This window comes from Bacillus cereus group sp. MYBK14-1 (genome assembly GCF_051916885.1).
GTDB lineage: Bacteria > Bacillota > Bacilli > Bacillales > Bacillaceae_G > Bacillus_A > Bacillus_A cereus.
Window position 1 is genome coordinate 510,961 of record NZ_JBQAHM010000001.1, and the last position, 14,080, is coordinate 525,040.

Genomic DNA, 14,080 nt, shown 5'->3' on the forward strand with positions numbered 1-14,080 from the left:
TTCAATTCTTTTGCTAGTGTTACTGCATTAGCAAATGTACTTACTCCACTTTATGCTTTTGCTCCTTTTGCGATATGTCCTACTTTATTTAGTACCTTATCGCCTAATATTGTGGTAGCTATTTGCGTTAATCTCAGGAGTAATATAATATTTGTTTTAAAATGGTAGAAAAAGAAATCAACACTTATGAATTGTAGTTTCATTTAATAGATAACTATTATTCTGTAAGTTTTGTCGCTATATTTGAATATCAATTTACTATTATAAGTTTTGATTTACATGTGAAATCTTCAAAAAGTAAAACCTTTTAGTTTACTAAAAAACCTTGAAAGGCATTTAGCCAGTCAAGGTTTTTAACTTACTTTAAAAAATCTAATATTGAATTTACACTTTCTTCAAAACGACTTGGGTTTCTTTCTTTAATACTAGTTAATTGAGAAACAACATATTTCTGAATATCATTGTTTAATGTAGGGATGATTTTTTTATAAATATTCCTCGATGGTTCATGATTCAATATTCTTTTGTGAAGTATCTTTAACCATTCCTTAGCATGAGGAATCATCTTAGGAATAGAATTAGCTAACACTTTCAGCGAAACTTCAGAACTAACAATCTTGTCATACGACTCTATAGCATGAATTAAACCAAACATTACTTCATCATTTTCAGTTAAATCATCAAAGCCTTGACACAATACTTCTATATGGTTAACATCCTCCATTTCTAAAATATTCCCAATAGATTTTTCAAATTTTTCTACTTCATTCTCATCTCTTAATAAACGATTATTCTTTAATTCGGTAAGTTCGACTAAAATGTCCAACTTTCCCCACCTCCTATTGTCTGTCAAAAATATTTGGGTACTTTGTTTTATTTAATTTTATTACTTCCAATAGTCCTGAACGTATCTCAGGAGTGTAAAGTCCTTCTTTTATATAAATATTCCTTGCATCAATTATATCACGAGCTAAAGCGTCACGTGGTTCAAGGTTAAGATAGGCATCTAATTTCTTACCAGTCATTCCGTATGTTTCAGTTTGACGGTGCCTGCCCCCTTTCCCTGGATGAGGGTGCTCCATATTCATACTTACTCCATCATTTTTATGTACCTCTGCTTTTGTTTTCATATATTTTGCAGACGGCATATGGTGAGGAGTTATATTGTCTCCACGTGTTCCTGCATCAATTAATTCTTCATATGTTCCAACTTTCCCTTCACCTGGTAGTAAAGGATTATCTATCCCCTTAGTAACCCCCGCACTCCCAGCCGTTGCTTTCTTCACATCTCCAACCTTTTTTAAATCATGAAGTTTATCAACTATTTTTACACCCTTCCCATATGGGGACATCATTCCAACTGCTAGGAGTTTTTCACCATAGGTAGCTTCTGAGTCAAAGAGTGTGAAAAGATCACCAAAGAGAAAATCGAATCCAAACTTCGCCACACCGATTAAAAAAGGATCGAGTATTGGCCTTCTACCACCGACTGGCTGGCCAAAAATGTTATGCTCCATTTCATAATCATCGGTTTCAACTTGGAAATCCTCACCTATATTCCCTTTTATTGTACCATTTTTAATTCCTTCAAGATATTTTTGTGTCGCTTGTATCTCTTCTTTTGTAAATCTATTGTTGATAGATATATTTTCGCTACTTATTCCTTCCGTTTCGTTATACACATTGTGCTCTAAGTCTACGCTTTTTCCAATACCATTGTCAGATTTCCGTATTTTCTCTTCTATAGTTATTTGAATTTGTTTTGCCCATTCCATATTTAACCTTTCACTATGAAACGTACCACTCACAGGACTAAATCCTTTCCCGCTTTGCACTTCAGAGAGTCCGGCTGTGATGCTAGCTGCTAATTGGAGGGCGGTGCTGTAGTTGTTGCTGGATGAATGATTGAATTCATATAAATGCTCTAGTTTTTCTTCCAGTTTTTTTCTCATTGCTCTTAATACCGTTACAATTGCGTCTACTCCAGGCATCGGTGTAAGTACTTCGATTGCTTCTATACTTGTAATCGATTGATTAATTCCCCTTATTTGTTCTCTTATTTCTTGTTCAATCACATCTGTCGAAGCAACTTTCGCTTGGAACTCATTTGGAAATGCTTCGTTTTGGCGAATTAATTCTTCACATAAGCATATAATTCCTTGCGCTAATGGCCGAAATGTTTGGACAAGGTAGGATTTTGCACTACTGTATGTTTGTCCTTGTAATACTGTGTCTATCGCAAAGGCATCAATAGATTGAATGACTTGTTCCATACTTTGAATCGTAGCATTACATATAGCGTTCATACTTTGAGTTTGACTTTGTACTTCTCCCAAATACATGTTTAAACTCATGTATTTGCCTCCCTTTGTAGTTGCTGCTGTTCATAGGAAAGGTCGTTTTCTTTCTCACTGAGATGCCGTTTTTCTTTAAGCAACGTCTCTTTTTCATTTTCTAATTCGAATGTAAGTTTTCTTTCATACTGTCCGATTTCTTGCCGCATATTCGTAAAAAGGTGAAACACTTCTTTGTCGCCGTGCCAAGTTTCTAGTATTCGGTTAAATAAACGATTACTTCTATTTTTCCATACATGAAAACTAACCTCAGCTCGTTCTTGATTTTGCAGCGCAATTCGGTTTTCATTTTGTTCTTCAAATATATTTCGTAATTTTTGATTACATTGACTGATTCTCTTTTCAATTTCTTGACTCATCTTTTCTCCCTACCTTTTCCCCTTTACGTAGGTTGTTACATTATTGAAAAGTCTTTTGAAGTCCTGTATCCATTTTCTCAAATTCATTTGCTACGGAATGGATATTATCAATCGTTTGTTGAAAAGCAGCGCAAAACTGTTTCGTGATTTGTAAATTTTGTTGATTTGCTTCTTGTGCTTGGAAGTTCACAGATAGTGTCGTACGCGTTGCCTTATTTATAGAGCGACTAGTAGCACTTTGCATCCTATCTGAAGCATTTCTCATTTTCGTTGCAAGTTGCGTTGCCGTATGCAAATTACTTTGAAATTCTCCCATTACTTACTCCCCTCTACCTTTTATTTACAAGAAAATTATAACACGGAAAAATATCCCAATAAACCAAATGTTCGAATTTAACATACAATTCACCACAGTTACTGAGGATACGAGCAACACTTATCAATCAACATAACTGAGTCCAAAATGGATTCTACTTATACAAAAAAGATGACTTCAGCCATATGCTAAAGTCATCTTTTTCTACCTTATTATTTTACTAACTCTCCATTATAAGCTTTTATATCAAGAGGAGCAGTTAAAAACTGTGCTGCTTTACTAACGAAAGATGTGAAGTGTTCACTCGTATTATGACTCGCAACTGCTGCTTCATCTTTCCATACTTCTACCATCGTATAAACACTTTCTTTTTCTGTATCTTTATATAAGTCATAAGATACATTTCCACTTTCTTCTCTTGAACCGTGAATGAGTGGCTGAATTTCTTCTAAAAATGCTTGTTGTTTTGCTGGGTCTACTTGAAATATTGCGTGAATAATAATCATGGCGCTTCCCCTCTCATCTTTCACTTATTGAAGTTCTTTCATAAAATTATTTCCACTCTGCAACTTTTTCAATTGGAAGACGTACTGATTGGTAACCACTGTCTGCAGCTTTCCCGATTGAAATTAACATAACTGGTACGTAGCGTTCTTTATCTAGTCCAAATGCTTCTGCGATTTGGTCTTTTTCAAATCCACCAATTGGACAAGTGTCATAACCGTGCGCACGAGCTGCTAGCATAAATTGCATTGCTACAAGACCACCGTCAATTAATACCGTATCTTTCATTACTTCTGGTGTAACCATTGAGAAGTAAGCTGAAAGTTTTTTCATTTGGTCTTCTTTTACTTCTGCTGGCATTAAGCCACGCTCTACTGCTGTACCGTAAATTTCCTCTGCGTTATCAAAATTGTTTAAATCACCAAATAAAGCGATCATTGCTGAAGATGTTTCTACTTGAGATTGATTGAATTTCGCAAGTGGCGCAAGTGTTGCTTTCGCTTCGTCACTTTCAATCACTACGAATCTCCATGGTTGCATGTTTACTGAAGATGGTGCAAGTGTTGCTTCTGTAAGAATTTCTGTCATTTCTTCTTTGCTAATTTTCACTGAAGGGTCGTACTTACGAATTGAACGACGTCCTGTTAAAATTTCGTTAAAATCATTTGTTTTTACTGAGTTAGTCATAGTTGTATTCTCCCTTTTTTATAATTCTTTTATATTTTCTTGAATGTGATTTAACATATTTAAAAGATTATCGCGTTCTTCCTCACTTAATCCTTTAAATGCAGATGCTGCAAAACGTTCTTTTTCTTCTTGAAACGCCTGAATTTTATTTCGCCCCTCTTCAGTAAGAGAAACTAACGTAATTCTGTTATCATCTGGATTTTTACGTCTTACAATCATTTCATTGGCCTCAAGCTGCTTTAAATGCCTTGTTATCGCAGCATTATCAATATTCACTTCTTGCTGAAGTGCTTTTTGACTAATTTCACCTACTTCAAATAATTGAAGTATAAGCTCTAATCGAGACTGGCTCATACCCGTACACCCTTCAAATTTCGAACTTACTTCTTTATTTAGAAAGTGTAATTTATATAAAATAATCGCTTCTTTTGAGCATGAACTTGTCAAATTAACCCTCCTTTACAATCAAAATAAAAACATTTGATGTATCAATAGTTGATATGTCAATTAATATAATCTATATCGATTTAGAATGCAAGCATTTTGTTTTCATTTTATTTTTTCCAAATTAAGGCGCTTTGTAGCGTTACAAATAATGTTAATTGCACTATAATAGTAATAATTTAAATGACTGGAGAGTGATTGATAATGCGGCAATACACAAATAGAAATGAGGAAATGAAAATGGAAAATGAAATGAGGATATTCACAAATGACAACAATAAATATAGGGATTGTCGCGCACGTAGACGCTGGCAAGACGAGTTTGACTGAGCGTATTCTTTATGAAACGAATGTGATTAAAGAAATTGGCCGAGTAGATAGTGGTAATACACAAACTGACTCAATGGAATTAGAAAGACAACGCGGCATTACGATTAAAGCATCTGTCGTTTCTTTCTTTATTGATGATGTAAAAGTAAATGTCATTGATACACCTGGACACGCTGATTTTATCGCTGAAGTGGAGCGATCATTCCGCGTTCTAGACGGTGCGATTTTAGTTATCTCTGCCGTTGAAGGTGTGCAAGCACAAACAAAAATTTTAATGCGAACATTACAGAAACTAAACATACCGACTATTTTATTCGTTAATAAAATTGATCGTAGTGGCGCAAACACTGAAAAAGTTATGAAACAAATAAAAGAGGTTCTTTCAAATGAAGCATTCCCCTTCTACTCTGTTCTAAACGAAGGAACGAAAGAAGCCCGGATCATTGAATACAAATCATATGACGATTGTATGGAACTGTTAGCACCATTTAATGAATCGTTACTTGAATCATATGTAAATAACGAAATAATACCGGACGCACTATTAAGAGAAAAACTAGAACAGCAAATACAGCAAGCAAATGTGTATCCAATCTTTTTCGGTTCAGCAATGACAGGTATAGGAGTAACTGAAATACTTGAAAAACTTCCGGCCCTAATGCCAGCTCTTACATCGGCACAAGAGGAACCATTATCTGGTGTTGTTTTTAAAATTGAACGTGAACCTTCTGGAGAAAAGGTTGCGTATATAAGAGTTTTTTCAGGTAGCTTACATGTTAGAAAATATGTTGATATACAGCGCGATGAGTCTCTACCACATAAGGAAAAGATAAAAAAAATGTGCATATTTCATAATGGAGATGCCGTTCAAACTGCTACCGTTCCTAGCGGTGAGTTTTGTAAAGTGTGGGGGCTGAATGATATTAAAATTGGTGATATTATCGGTGAACGTACGGATTATATAAAAGATATTCACTTTGCCGAACCACAAATGGAAGCAGCCATCAATGCAGTACCAAAAGAACGAATTCATGATTTATACGCTGCACTTATGGAACTATGTGAAGAAGATCCGCTCATTAAAGTGTGGAAAGATGATATTCATAATGAACTTTATATTCGCCTTTTCGGTGAAGTACAAAAAGAGGTTATCGAAACAACACTTTATGATAAATATAACTTACAGGTTACTTTCTCAAATACGCGAGTTGTATGTATTGAAAAGCCAATTGGCATTGGGAATTCCGTTGAAGTCATGGGTGAAAAAGCGAATCCATTTTACGCAACAATTGGTTTTAAAATTGAACGTGGTGAACTTAACTCTGGCATAACGTATAAATTAGGTGTTGAGCTTGGTTCATTGCCTTTAGCATTTCATAAAGCAATTGAAGATACTGTATTTCAAACGTTAAAACAAGGTTTATACGGATGGGAAGTTACGGACATTTCTGTCACGTTAACGCATACAGGTTATGCTAGTCCTGTTACAACAGCGAGTGACTTTAGAAATTTGACACCGATCGTATTAATGGATGCTTTAAAGCAAGCTGAAACATATGTATATGAACCAGTAAATGAGTTTGAATTAACTGTACCGGAGCAGGCAATTAGTACCGCAATGTATAAGCTCGCTGCCGTTCCAGCAACTTTTGCAGAGCCTATATTATATAATGATTCTTACCAATTAACAGGATCATTACCTGTTGCGAAAACAGAGAATTTTTAAACGCATGCTTCATTCATTTACAGAAGGAGAAGGCATATTTACAACGAAGCCAGCTGGTTTCACAAAGCTTATGGCTCCCTTCCCTACTCGAAAACGTGTTGATTATAATCCGCTGAATCGTAAGGATTATTTACTTCATGTTTTGAAGGCTTATTAAAGTAAAAGAGGTGCAATTCGCACCTCTCTTGCATGTATTAATAGGTTAGTTTGTCCTAACAACTTCTTTAAGTTTTCCTATTATTTTCGCTATAGCCTCAATTGAATTTTCCGTTTCATATCCCCCAACATTTACAGAATGATTCGCATTTTTGACAACTCCAATCTGTAAATTCGTTTTATGTAACTGATCAACTTGATCTGCATTGTATTGATGATCTTTATCCCCCATAACTAAAAACCCTTCGTGATTACTATGCAAGATAGAATCAAAAATCGTATCAAACGTCAGTAACGGTGTCAGTAATATCATTTTCGACTGTAAAAACTCTTCTCTCTTCATTAAATCATTCGCAATTGGAATTGTTCCGAGTGACTTCCCTAAAAATATAGTATCGTTGTATTGCTCAGCTTTTAATACTTCCTTCATTACAGGATTCATATCATCCATCATTATTTTTGTTACTTCTTCCATTGGTTTATTCATTACTTGTTCGTCGTAAGAATAATGAATATGTACAACATCAATTTTATGTTCAAGCATAAGCATCGTCGCGTAATAAAATAACGGCTTATCATAATTGTATCCTGAACCTGAAAACATAAAGCAAACCGTACTAGAACCTTTTTCGATATGTGTGTAATAAATTACTTTGTCATTTATATGTATCTCTTTTTTAATCCCCTTCATCCTTTTCTCCTCCGAATACATTTAATCTTGTAAAATGATATGTTCTGTATGAACTGCTATATTCTTTACTTTCTCTTTTATAAATGCAGGCTGTAAATTATATGCATGTAACTCTTCTACCGGCACCCACTTAAACAAATATGTTCTATCCTCTTCTTCCAAAATATATTGATCCGCTCCATTTGCAGGTAATTCATGTAGCTCTACTTCATAATAAAAACTAATCTCATGAAACTTTTGCTCAGAAAGTGTAAAGAAATTTTCTACTGACCATATTAATCTCTTCCCTTTAATAGGAGCAGCTAGTTCTTCTGCAAGTTCCCGTTGTAACGCATCCTCACTGTTTTCTAACATTTTCACTCTTCCGCCCGGTACGTACCAAAAATCTTCACCGTCACCTTGCAGAATAAGTATTTTATTATCCTGTTTACAAATTGCTCCGACTCGGTAATTAAAACATGTTTCCTCAACTTTAAACGTAAGATCCATCCGTAACGCCCCTTTATATAAATATCGAATTATTACAAAACAATTATGTAATTACTGTACAAATAAGGTTACTAAATTTATCCACTCCATTCAATGGTTTTTGAATTTTCTAAACTATTATTTTTCATCATTACAAGTGTATATACATATGTTACAATCATATTGCACACTAGAAAACATTATGGGGGTACGGATGGAAACGTTATTAATCCAGCAAACTGAGAAATCAAATAAGTTTTGGAAAATCGTTGTGAAAGAAAAAGACTATGTTGTGTTTTACGGAAAAATTGGCACAGCTGGCAGTGTGAAAGCGAAAGAGTTTGAAACAGAAGAAGAATGTATGAATGAAGCTAATAAACTAGTTGCTTCCAAACGTAAAAAAGGATATACAGACCCGTTGCCTGGGGAAGATTACATAAAAGAAAAAACGATAACCGAAGAAGAATTTTGGGAGCTACTTCATCGTGCAAAAACGAAAGGTGAGGACCAAGAAGAACAAATAGAATGGCTTACTTCTCACCTTGCTAAACGTACAGTACATGAAATTGTAGCTTTTGATACGCATATGCATCGCCTTTTGAAAGACTCCTATACCTCCCGTTTATGGGCAGCAGCCTATATTATTATGGGTGGCTGTTCAGATGATACTTTCGATTACTTCCGCGGATGGTTATTATATCAAGGAAAAGAGACATACAAAGCTTGTATTGAAGATCCAGAACGATTAATTCCTGTATTAGAAAATTTGAGTGAGTATGACGTCCCAGAGATTGAAGAACTTACTCTATATTTCGGGCAAGAAGTTTACATGGAGAAGACTGGGGATGAAGATGATACTTACTTTACACTATACCATGTCTTAACAAATGAAGAGTTTGAGGAAGTTGATATCGAGTTAGATTGGGATGAAGACGATGAGGAAGGTTTAAAAAAGATGTTTCCTAAGCTATGGGAGATGTACGGAGAAGAACCAATTGAGTGGTAGATTAATTATTCGTGAAAAAGTGCCTTGTTTCTTTAGTAACAAGGCACTTTTTTTGATACTATATTTAAATTATTATCTTTCCACTCTCCCACCACTCCATAAAAGTCTTTAAAGAAGGAGCAACCCACGTTCTACTATCATTTTCATGGTTCCATACATATATATCATCTCTTTGTACTTTTCCATTCAAAATGGAATAGCCAAACAAATCACCATTTCCCCCATCAGTAAAAAATAATAAACAGTCAAAAGGCATGTATAAATCCTTAAAATCAACTATATTTCTCATACTCATATTTTCAGTTTTAATTTTTGAAGCAGACCATATAAAGTCACCGTATTCACCTTCTATACCGTTTGTTTCCTGTAATAATTGATATAAATCATTCGGTAACTCCACATGTAAACATTTTTGTATATCAGTAAGTTCATCCTTCGTAGCTGGGTTTTTCAAGCTTAAATTTGATGAGATACTGTGAATGGTGTCTTTCCACATCACCTTTTCCTCCTTATGTGCAATCAAGCATATTCAAAGAACTCCGCTAAATTTATTGATACCATCTTTCTAACAATTTCTTCTCCCTCTCGCCTGAAATACCTGCTTTTAATTCCCATTCTTCCGTACTCTCCATCCACTCATACACATCTGTAACTGTCTCTTCTATTCTTCTAAAAGTAAGCCCTTCTTTCACAGCATTCTCGATACTTATAGTAAACCCGCCTTTCCACGGCTTCGTTTCCCCTTCTAATGAAAAAATTTCTGGAAGCCATAAAGGCATTTCTGTCCAAGGCTGCACATTATGTTCATTCATAAACGATTCCTCTACCCAAACGAATTCAGCATCACTATTCATAACCTTTTTACACGTATTTAATAGCTCTTCCATCGTCAAATCATAATTTGGACCTGTTACATTGAATGTACCTGCATTTTTGTTTTCTGCCATGTTTAGTCCCCAATTTGCGACGTCTTTTATATCAACTATCTGCACTGGACGGTCTTTTCTTCCTGGAACTAACACCTTACCTCCTTTTGCTACACGCTGAATCCAATATGGAAGCCGATCTGTATAATCAAACATTCCTGAAAGAAGTCCTGCTCTTACGTGTAAAACACGCCCAGGCCAATACTTCTCTGCTTCTTTTTCACATAATACTTTAAGCGCACCATAATGCTCATAAGGAGATATTTCACCATTTTCTACAGTCTTTATTTGCTCAGCCGTCGGTTCAGGTTGTAATATATAGTCTTCTTTTATGTCATGCGGAATCCAATCTTTATATACGGAAAGGCTTGAGATGAATATATAGTGTTCAATATTATCTTTAAGTACTTCTCCAACATTTCTAATGTGATGTGGAGAAAATCCACATGTATCTATGACAACGTCCCATTTTCGATTTTCTAAACTTGATACATCTCCATTTCTGTCACCGATAAGCTGCTCCACTTCTAGAAAAATCTCCCGGTTTGTTCCACGATTAAATAATGTAACTTCATGCCCTCTCTGTAAAGCCTCTTCTACAAAAGCTCTTCCTAAAAAACGTGTACCACCTAGTATTAAAATTTTCATGGTTCTCCCCCATTCGTGATTAATAACCCTTCCTAATGTTTAACGATTTTTTATTGAGGAAAGTTACGGGGAGCGTTTAAATTTTTCTACAAGCTCACCATTACTCTGTTAAAAGTATATACTCTTTGATTAATCTCCATCTATCATTTGCTTCTGGCACAACTTCAGAAGCCATCACCACCACCAATTCCTTCTCTGGAATACAACAAATCATATTCCCCCCATCACCCATAGCGCAGTATGAAAAGATTCCATCTTCTTCTCGTAACCACCATAAGTAACCATATTGATTTTGGTTCATTTCTGTCGATTCTTTTATCCATGATTTTGATAGAACTTGTTTTCCATTATGAATACCTTCATTCAAATACATCTGTCCAAACTTAGCCATATCCCTAACCGTTAACGTTACTCCCCAGCCGCCCGTCGAAATACCATTTGGATCGTGAACCCATCCTTTCACATCTTTTCCGAATAAGTCATCGAATCCAAATGCTTTCATATTGTAGTTTGGAATTTCGCTCATGCCCAGTGGTTGAAATAAGTACTCATTCGCAAATTCACGTGCACTTTTCCCTGTTGCATTCGTAATAATCGCTGATAGTACATGCGCTCCTGCAGATGAGTATTTAAAAGATCCAATTTTTCCGCCGTTTCCTATCCTATTTAACGTATACTTTACCCAATCTCGTTGCATACATAGTTCTTCTAACGGCTCCTGCCAGTCTACGAAAGGATGTGGAGCTGTCATTGTCAACAGATGTCGTACTGTTATTTCAGATGAATTAACGTTATATTCCGGGAAAAATTCTATTACTCTTTGATCAACGCTTTTTATATAGCCCTTATCTATACATATCCCAATTAGCGCAGAGATTATCGTTTTTGTGACTGACGCTATGTGAAATGCATCATCTGGACCGTAACCGTTATAATATTTTCCAAAAATAACATTACCTTTCTGCACTACTAACATACCATTCATATTTTCATATTCTTCTTTTATAATCTGATCTAACTTTTCAGCAGTTTTCATTATTCCTTCCCCTTTAACCTATAATTAAAAAGGTTCGATAGGTACATATATATCAACTATATGTTTATGCTTTGGATGCTGCTTTGGGTCATTTCTATATACTTCAAAAGGATACGAATCTCTCGGTTTATATCCGCTATTTGGAAGCCACTCACCGTATATAAAGTCCCATGCTCCTTTATATTCATCTTGGCATATTTCAAAATGTCCTACTGCATACTTTCCAGAAGGTATTACCATTATTCCAACGTCGTTCGTTTCTACTGTGGATTCATCTGAAATTGTTACACATAAACTTGTTCTTAAATGATATTCCTCAGTAAATTCATGATGATCGTGGTAAATGGTTAATACTTTCGTATCATCAAATACATGATAGTTTTGCTTAGCTGCGTAATGAAATAGTTTTTCTATCATTTCTGGAAAAGCTATAGTTAACTCCTCATATGTACCGATATGTCTTATGTATGCGACGTTTATATCGTCCGCTGTTACAATTTCAACATTTCCTCGAACCTTCTTACATTCATTGTATTGAGAAATTCCCCTTACGTCTTTGCAATTCTTGCTATTATAGTTTCGATATTGAGACGGACTTACTCCGTAATAATTTTTAAATGTACGGGAGAAAACTGCTGAATCTGTGAAACCAAAATGGTAAGCGATATCCGTAATCGTCATATCCAATCGATATGTAAGAAGGTTTGTTGCCCTTTCTAACTTCAATCGATTTACATATCGTGATAACGGCTCGTCTACTATTCCTTTAAAAATTCGATGAAAATGAAACTTTGAAAATCCAGCTACCTCGGCTAGCTCTTCAATAGATAGTGAACTATTTATGTTTGATTCTATATAATCTTGAACTGTATGTATGCGTCTTACATACTCATTTCTGCTTTGTTTATTTTCCATACTAATACCTCCTCACAACAAAAAGGCTAACTTTGTGCTAGCCTACTTTTACACATTTTTCAAAAATAAAACTCTACTACCGCCATTCCCATCATAATTTGTATGTACCGATACACCCTCTATCTCATCATCCCCAGCCTCAATTTGAAAGCCAATCTCCCTATGAAACTGTATCGATTTTTTATTAACTGGTGACGTGATTGCTTTTACAACTTTACGGTTATTTGCACGTGCGACATCAAAGAAATACGAATACAATGTCGATGCAATTCCTCTTCTTCTATACTTCGGATTGACACCGATAAAATGAACGTACGCTTCCTCTTTATGCGTTTGTGAGAAGAATCCGCATAAGAAACCTAACGTTTCTCCCTCTTCTTCAATAATAAAACTCGTTTCTTGAAAGTGAATGAAGAACAATTTTGGCAACATGGCAGCCATGTCTCTCCCGCCCCACCAATCATTTAAAACAGAATGAATCTTTACATAATCTTCCCCTTGGATGTTTCTTACTCGCATATGTTTCTCCCTCTCACTCACTTCATTTTTTCATAAATTTTAATGACTGTTTCTACTAATAGGATGAATACCCATATCCCGCAAAATACGAGAACTGACTGAAATATAGAACCTAGCATAACAATACTTATTAAACCTAATTCTGATCCTGAAATGGACATTTCATCAAACCCCAGGTTATGTATAAATGGACCAGTTGAAAAAGCCATTAAAATAGATCCTATTAAATAAATCACACTCATTATTTTGAATATTTTTATAGAAAGATACAAAGTTTGTTTTTCTTCCACTTGTGATAATTCGATTTCTCCACTCGCAATTCCTTTTTGTAAACAGTCCTCACATAGAAATTCTTCCTTAATTTTTTTACCACCGTGCAATGTACCTGTAATTTCTTTACAGCGCGAACACTTTCGATTTATCATTTTGTTATCACTCCAATCTCGTAAGATTATACTTATACAATTCTATTTTCACCTTATTATTCCTTTTGTGTATTTTATAGAGAGGTGACGTGTCTTATGATATCTAAACTTATTTTTGGTTATAAAAAGCCTACTGAGCAATATGTATTACGGCCTAGTTGTTATGCAATTATTTTTAACTCAACTTCTTCAAACATTGCTATTATCCAAAAAGGAGACCGTTATTTTTTACCTGGTGGCGGTATGGAAGGTACCGAAACAAAAGATGAATGCTTACATCGTGAACTACTAGAGGAATTAGGATGGGCAATTGAAATTAATCAATATATCGGTAATGCAATGCGATATTTTTATGCGGAAAAAGAAGATACATATTATTTAAACGATGGATTTTTTTATATTGCGAACATGGTGCAGACACAAACTGAAAACTGTGAGGAAGATCATGTTTTGCGGTGGATGTCTCCTTTACTTGCTGTAGAGCTTCTCATTCATGATCATCAAAAATGGGCTGTTGAACAAGCGCTTTTATTACAAAAACCAAAAGGATCTCCTTCTATATGAAAGAGA

General features: G+C 35.1%; 17 protein-coding genes and 1 pseudogene. 3 read left to right on the forward strand and 15 right to left on the reverse strand.

All coding sequences use genetic code 11. The features are described 5' to 3' along the window. Positions 1-358 precede the first annotated feature (358 nt). The 7 genes from ACTFR3_RS02640 to ACTFR3_RS02670 form a co-directional block, all read right to left on the reverse strand. Positions 359-826: an Imm30 family immunity protein gene (locus ACTFR3_RS02640; protein ID WP_043936975.1), complete on the reverse strand. Its 468-nt coding sequence runs from the start codon at positions 824-826 to the stop codon at positions 359-361. Between the two features lie 13 nt (positions 827-839). Further along, positions 840-2,354: a T7SS effector LXG polymorphic toxin gene (locus ACTFR3_RS02645; RefSeq protein WP_440044135.1), complete on the reverse strand. Its 1,515-nt coding sequence runs from the start codon at positions 2,352-2,354 to the stop codon at positions 840-842. Beyond that, positions 2,351-2,713: a DUF3958 family protein gene (locus ACTFR3_RS02650; protein WP_440044137.1), complete on the reverse strand. Its 363-nt coding sequence runs from the start codon at positions 2,711-2,713 to the stop codon at positions 2,351-2,353. Before ACTFR3_RS02650 ends, ACTFR3_RS02645 begins: the two co-directional genes overlap by 4 nt. Before the next feature lie 40 nt (positions 2,714-2,753). Beyond that, complete coding sequence (locus ACTFR3_RS02655; RefSeq protein ID WP_439962465.1) at positions 2,754-3,029, reverse strand: TIGR04197 family type VII secretion effector; 276 nt, start codon at positions 3,027-3,029, stop codon at positions 2,754-2,756. 212 nt (positions 3,030-3,241) lie between these two features. Next, the gene (locus ACTFR3_RS02660; protein WP_000583804.1) at positions 3,242-3,535 is read right to left on the reverse strand and encodes a putative quinol monooxygenase; all 294 of its coding nucleotides are present in this window, start codon (positions 3,533-3,535) and stop codon (positions 3,242-3,244) included. Positions 3,536-3,581: 46 nt separating this feature from the next. Beyond that, entirely contained in the window at positions 3,582-4,220 is a 639-nt protein-coding gene (locus ACTFR3_RS02665) for a nitroreductase family protein (RefSeq protein WP_000185391.1), read from the reverse strand. A gap of 18 nt (positions 4,221-4,238) precedes the next feature. Beyond that, a complete protein-coding gene (locus tag ACTFR3_RS02670; protein ID WP_000204162.1) occupies positions 4,239-4,667 on the reverse strand; it encodes a MarR family winged helix-turn-helix transcriptional regulator in 429 nt (142 codons plus the stop codon). A gap of 265 nt (positions 4,668-4,932) precedes the next feature. Between ACTFR3_RS02670 and ACTFR3_RS02675 the strand changes: the two are divergent. Then, positions 4,933-6,877, forward strand: a pseudogene (locus ACTFR3_RS02675) (GTP-binding protein). 45 nt (positions 6,878-6,922) lie between these two features. Here ACTFR3_RS02675 and ACTFR3_RS02680 read toward each other — a convergent pair. Then, positions 6,923-7,567, reverse strand: coding sequence for an alpha/beta hydrolase (locus ACTFR3_RS02680; protein ID WP_440044138.1), 645 nt, complete (start codon positions 7,565-7,567; stop codon positions 6,923-6,925). Between the two features lie 21 nt (positions 7,568-7,588). After that, positions 7,589-8,056, reverse strand: a complete 468-nt coding sequence (locus tag ACTFR3_RS02685; RefSeq protein WP_000366244.1) for an NUDIX hydrolase — start codon at positions 8,054-8,056, stop codon at positions 7,589-7,591. 193 nt (positions 8,057-8,249) lie between these two features. Here ACTFR3_RS02685 and ACTFR3_RS02690 point away from each other — a divergent pair, with 193 nt between their 5' ends. Then, positions 8,250-9,041 (forward strand): DUF4240 domain-containing protein, encoded by a 792-nt coding sequence (locus ACTFR3_RS02690; RefSeq protein ID WP_440044140.1) that lies wholly within the window; start codon positions 8,250-8,252, stop codon positions 9,039-9,041. Between the two features lie 64 nt (positions 9,042-9,105). On the opposite strand, the gene ACTFR3_RS02695 is transcribed toward ACTFR3_RS02690, so the two are convergent. The 6 genes from ACTFR3_RS02695 to ACTFR3_RS02720 form a co-directional block, all read right to left on the reverse strand. Beyond that, positions 9,106-9,537, reverse strand: coding sequence for an SMI1/KNR4 family protein (locus ACTFR3_RS02695; protein WP_400154803.1), 432 nt, complete (start codon positions 9,535-9,537; stop codon positions 9,106-9,108). A gap of 52 nt (positions 9,538-9,589) precedes the next feature. Further along, on the reverse strand, positions 9,590-10,615 hold the full coding sequence (locus tag ACTFR3_RS02700; RefSeq protein WP_400154804.1) for an SDR family oxidoreductase: 1,026 nt from the start codon (positions 10,613-10,615) through the stop codon (positions 9,590-9,592). 100 nt (positions 10,616-10,715) lie between these two features. Next, positions 10,716-11,651, reverse strand: a complete 936-nt coding sequence (locus ACTFR3_RS02705) for a serine hydrolase domain-containing protein (RefSeq protein WP_400154805.1) — start codon at positions 11,649-11,651, stop codon at positions 10,716-10,718. Between the two features lie 24 nt (positions 11,652-11,675). Continuing rightward, the gene (locus ACTFR3_RS02710; RefSeq protein ID WP_440041562.1) at positions 11,676-12,566 is read right to left on the reverse strand and encodes an AraC family transcriptional regulator; all 891 of its coding nucleotides are present in this window, start codon (positions 12,564-12,566) and stop codon (positions 11,676-11,678) included. Positions 12,567-12,614: 48 nt separating this feature from the next. Then, positions 12,615-13,085 (reverse strand): GNAT family N-acetyltransferase, encoded by a 471-nt coding sequence (locus ACTFR3_RS02715; protein WP_001266040.1) that lies wholly within the window; start codon positions 13,083-13,085, stop codon positions 12,615-12,617. A 17-nt stretch (positions 13,086-13,102) separates the two neighbouring features. After that, positions 13,103-13,510 carry a DUF3980 domain-containing protein gene (locus ACTFR3_RS02720; protein ID WP_440041561.1) on the reverse strand — a complete coding sequence of 136 codons (408 nt, stop codon included), beginning with the start codon at positions 13,508-13,510 and terminating at the stop codon, positions 13,103-13,105. 96 nt (positions 13,511-13,606) lie between these two features. Here ACTFR3_RS02720 and ACTFR3_RS02725 point away from each other — a divergent pair, with 96 nt between their 5' ends. Then, positions 13,607-14,074 carry an NUDIX hydrolase gene (locus tag ACTFR3_RS02725; RefSeq protein ID WP_000623966.1) on the forward strand — a complete coding sequence of 156 codons (468 nt, stop codon included), beginning with the start codon at positions 13,607-13,609 and terminating at the stop codon, positions 14,072-14,074. Positions 14,075-14,080 lie beyond the last annotated feature (6 nt).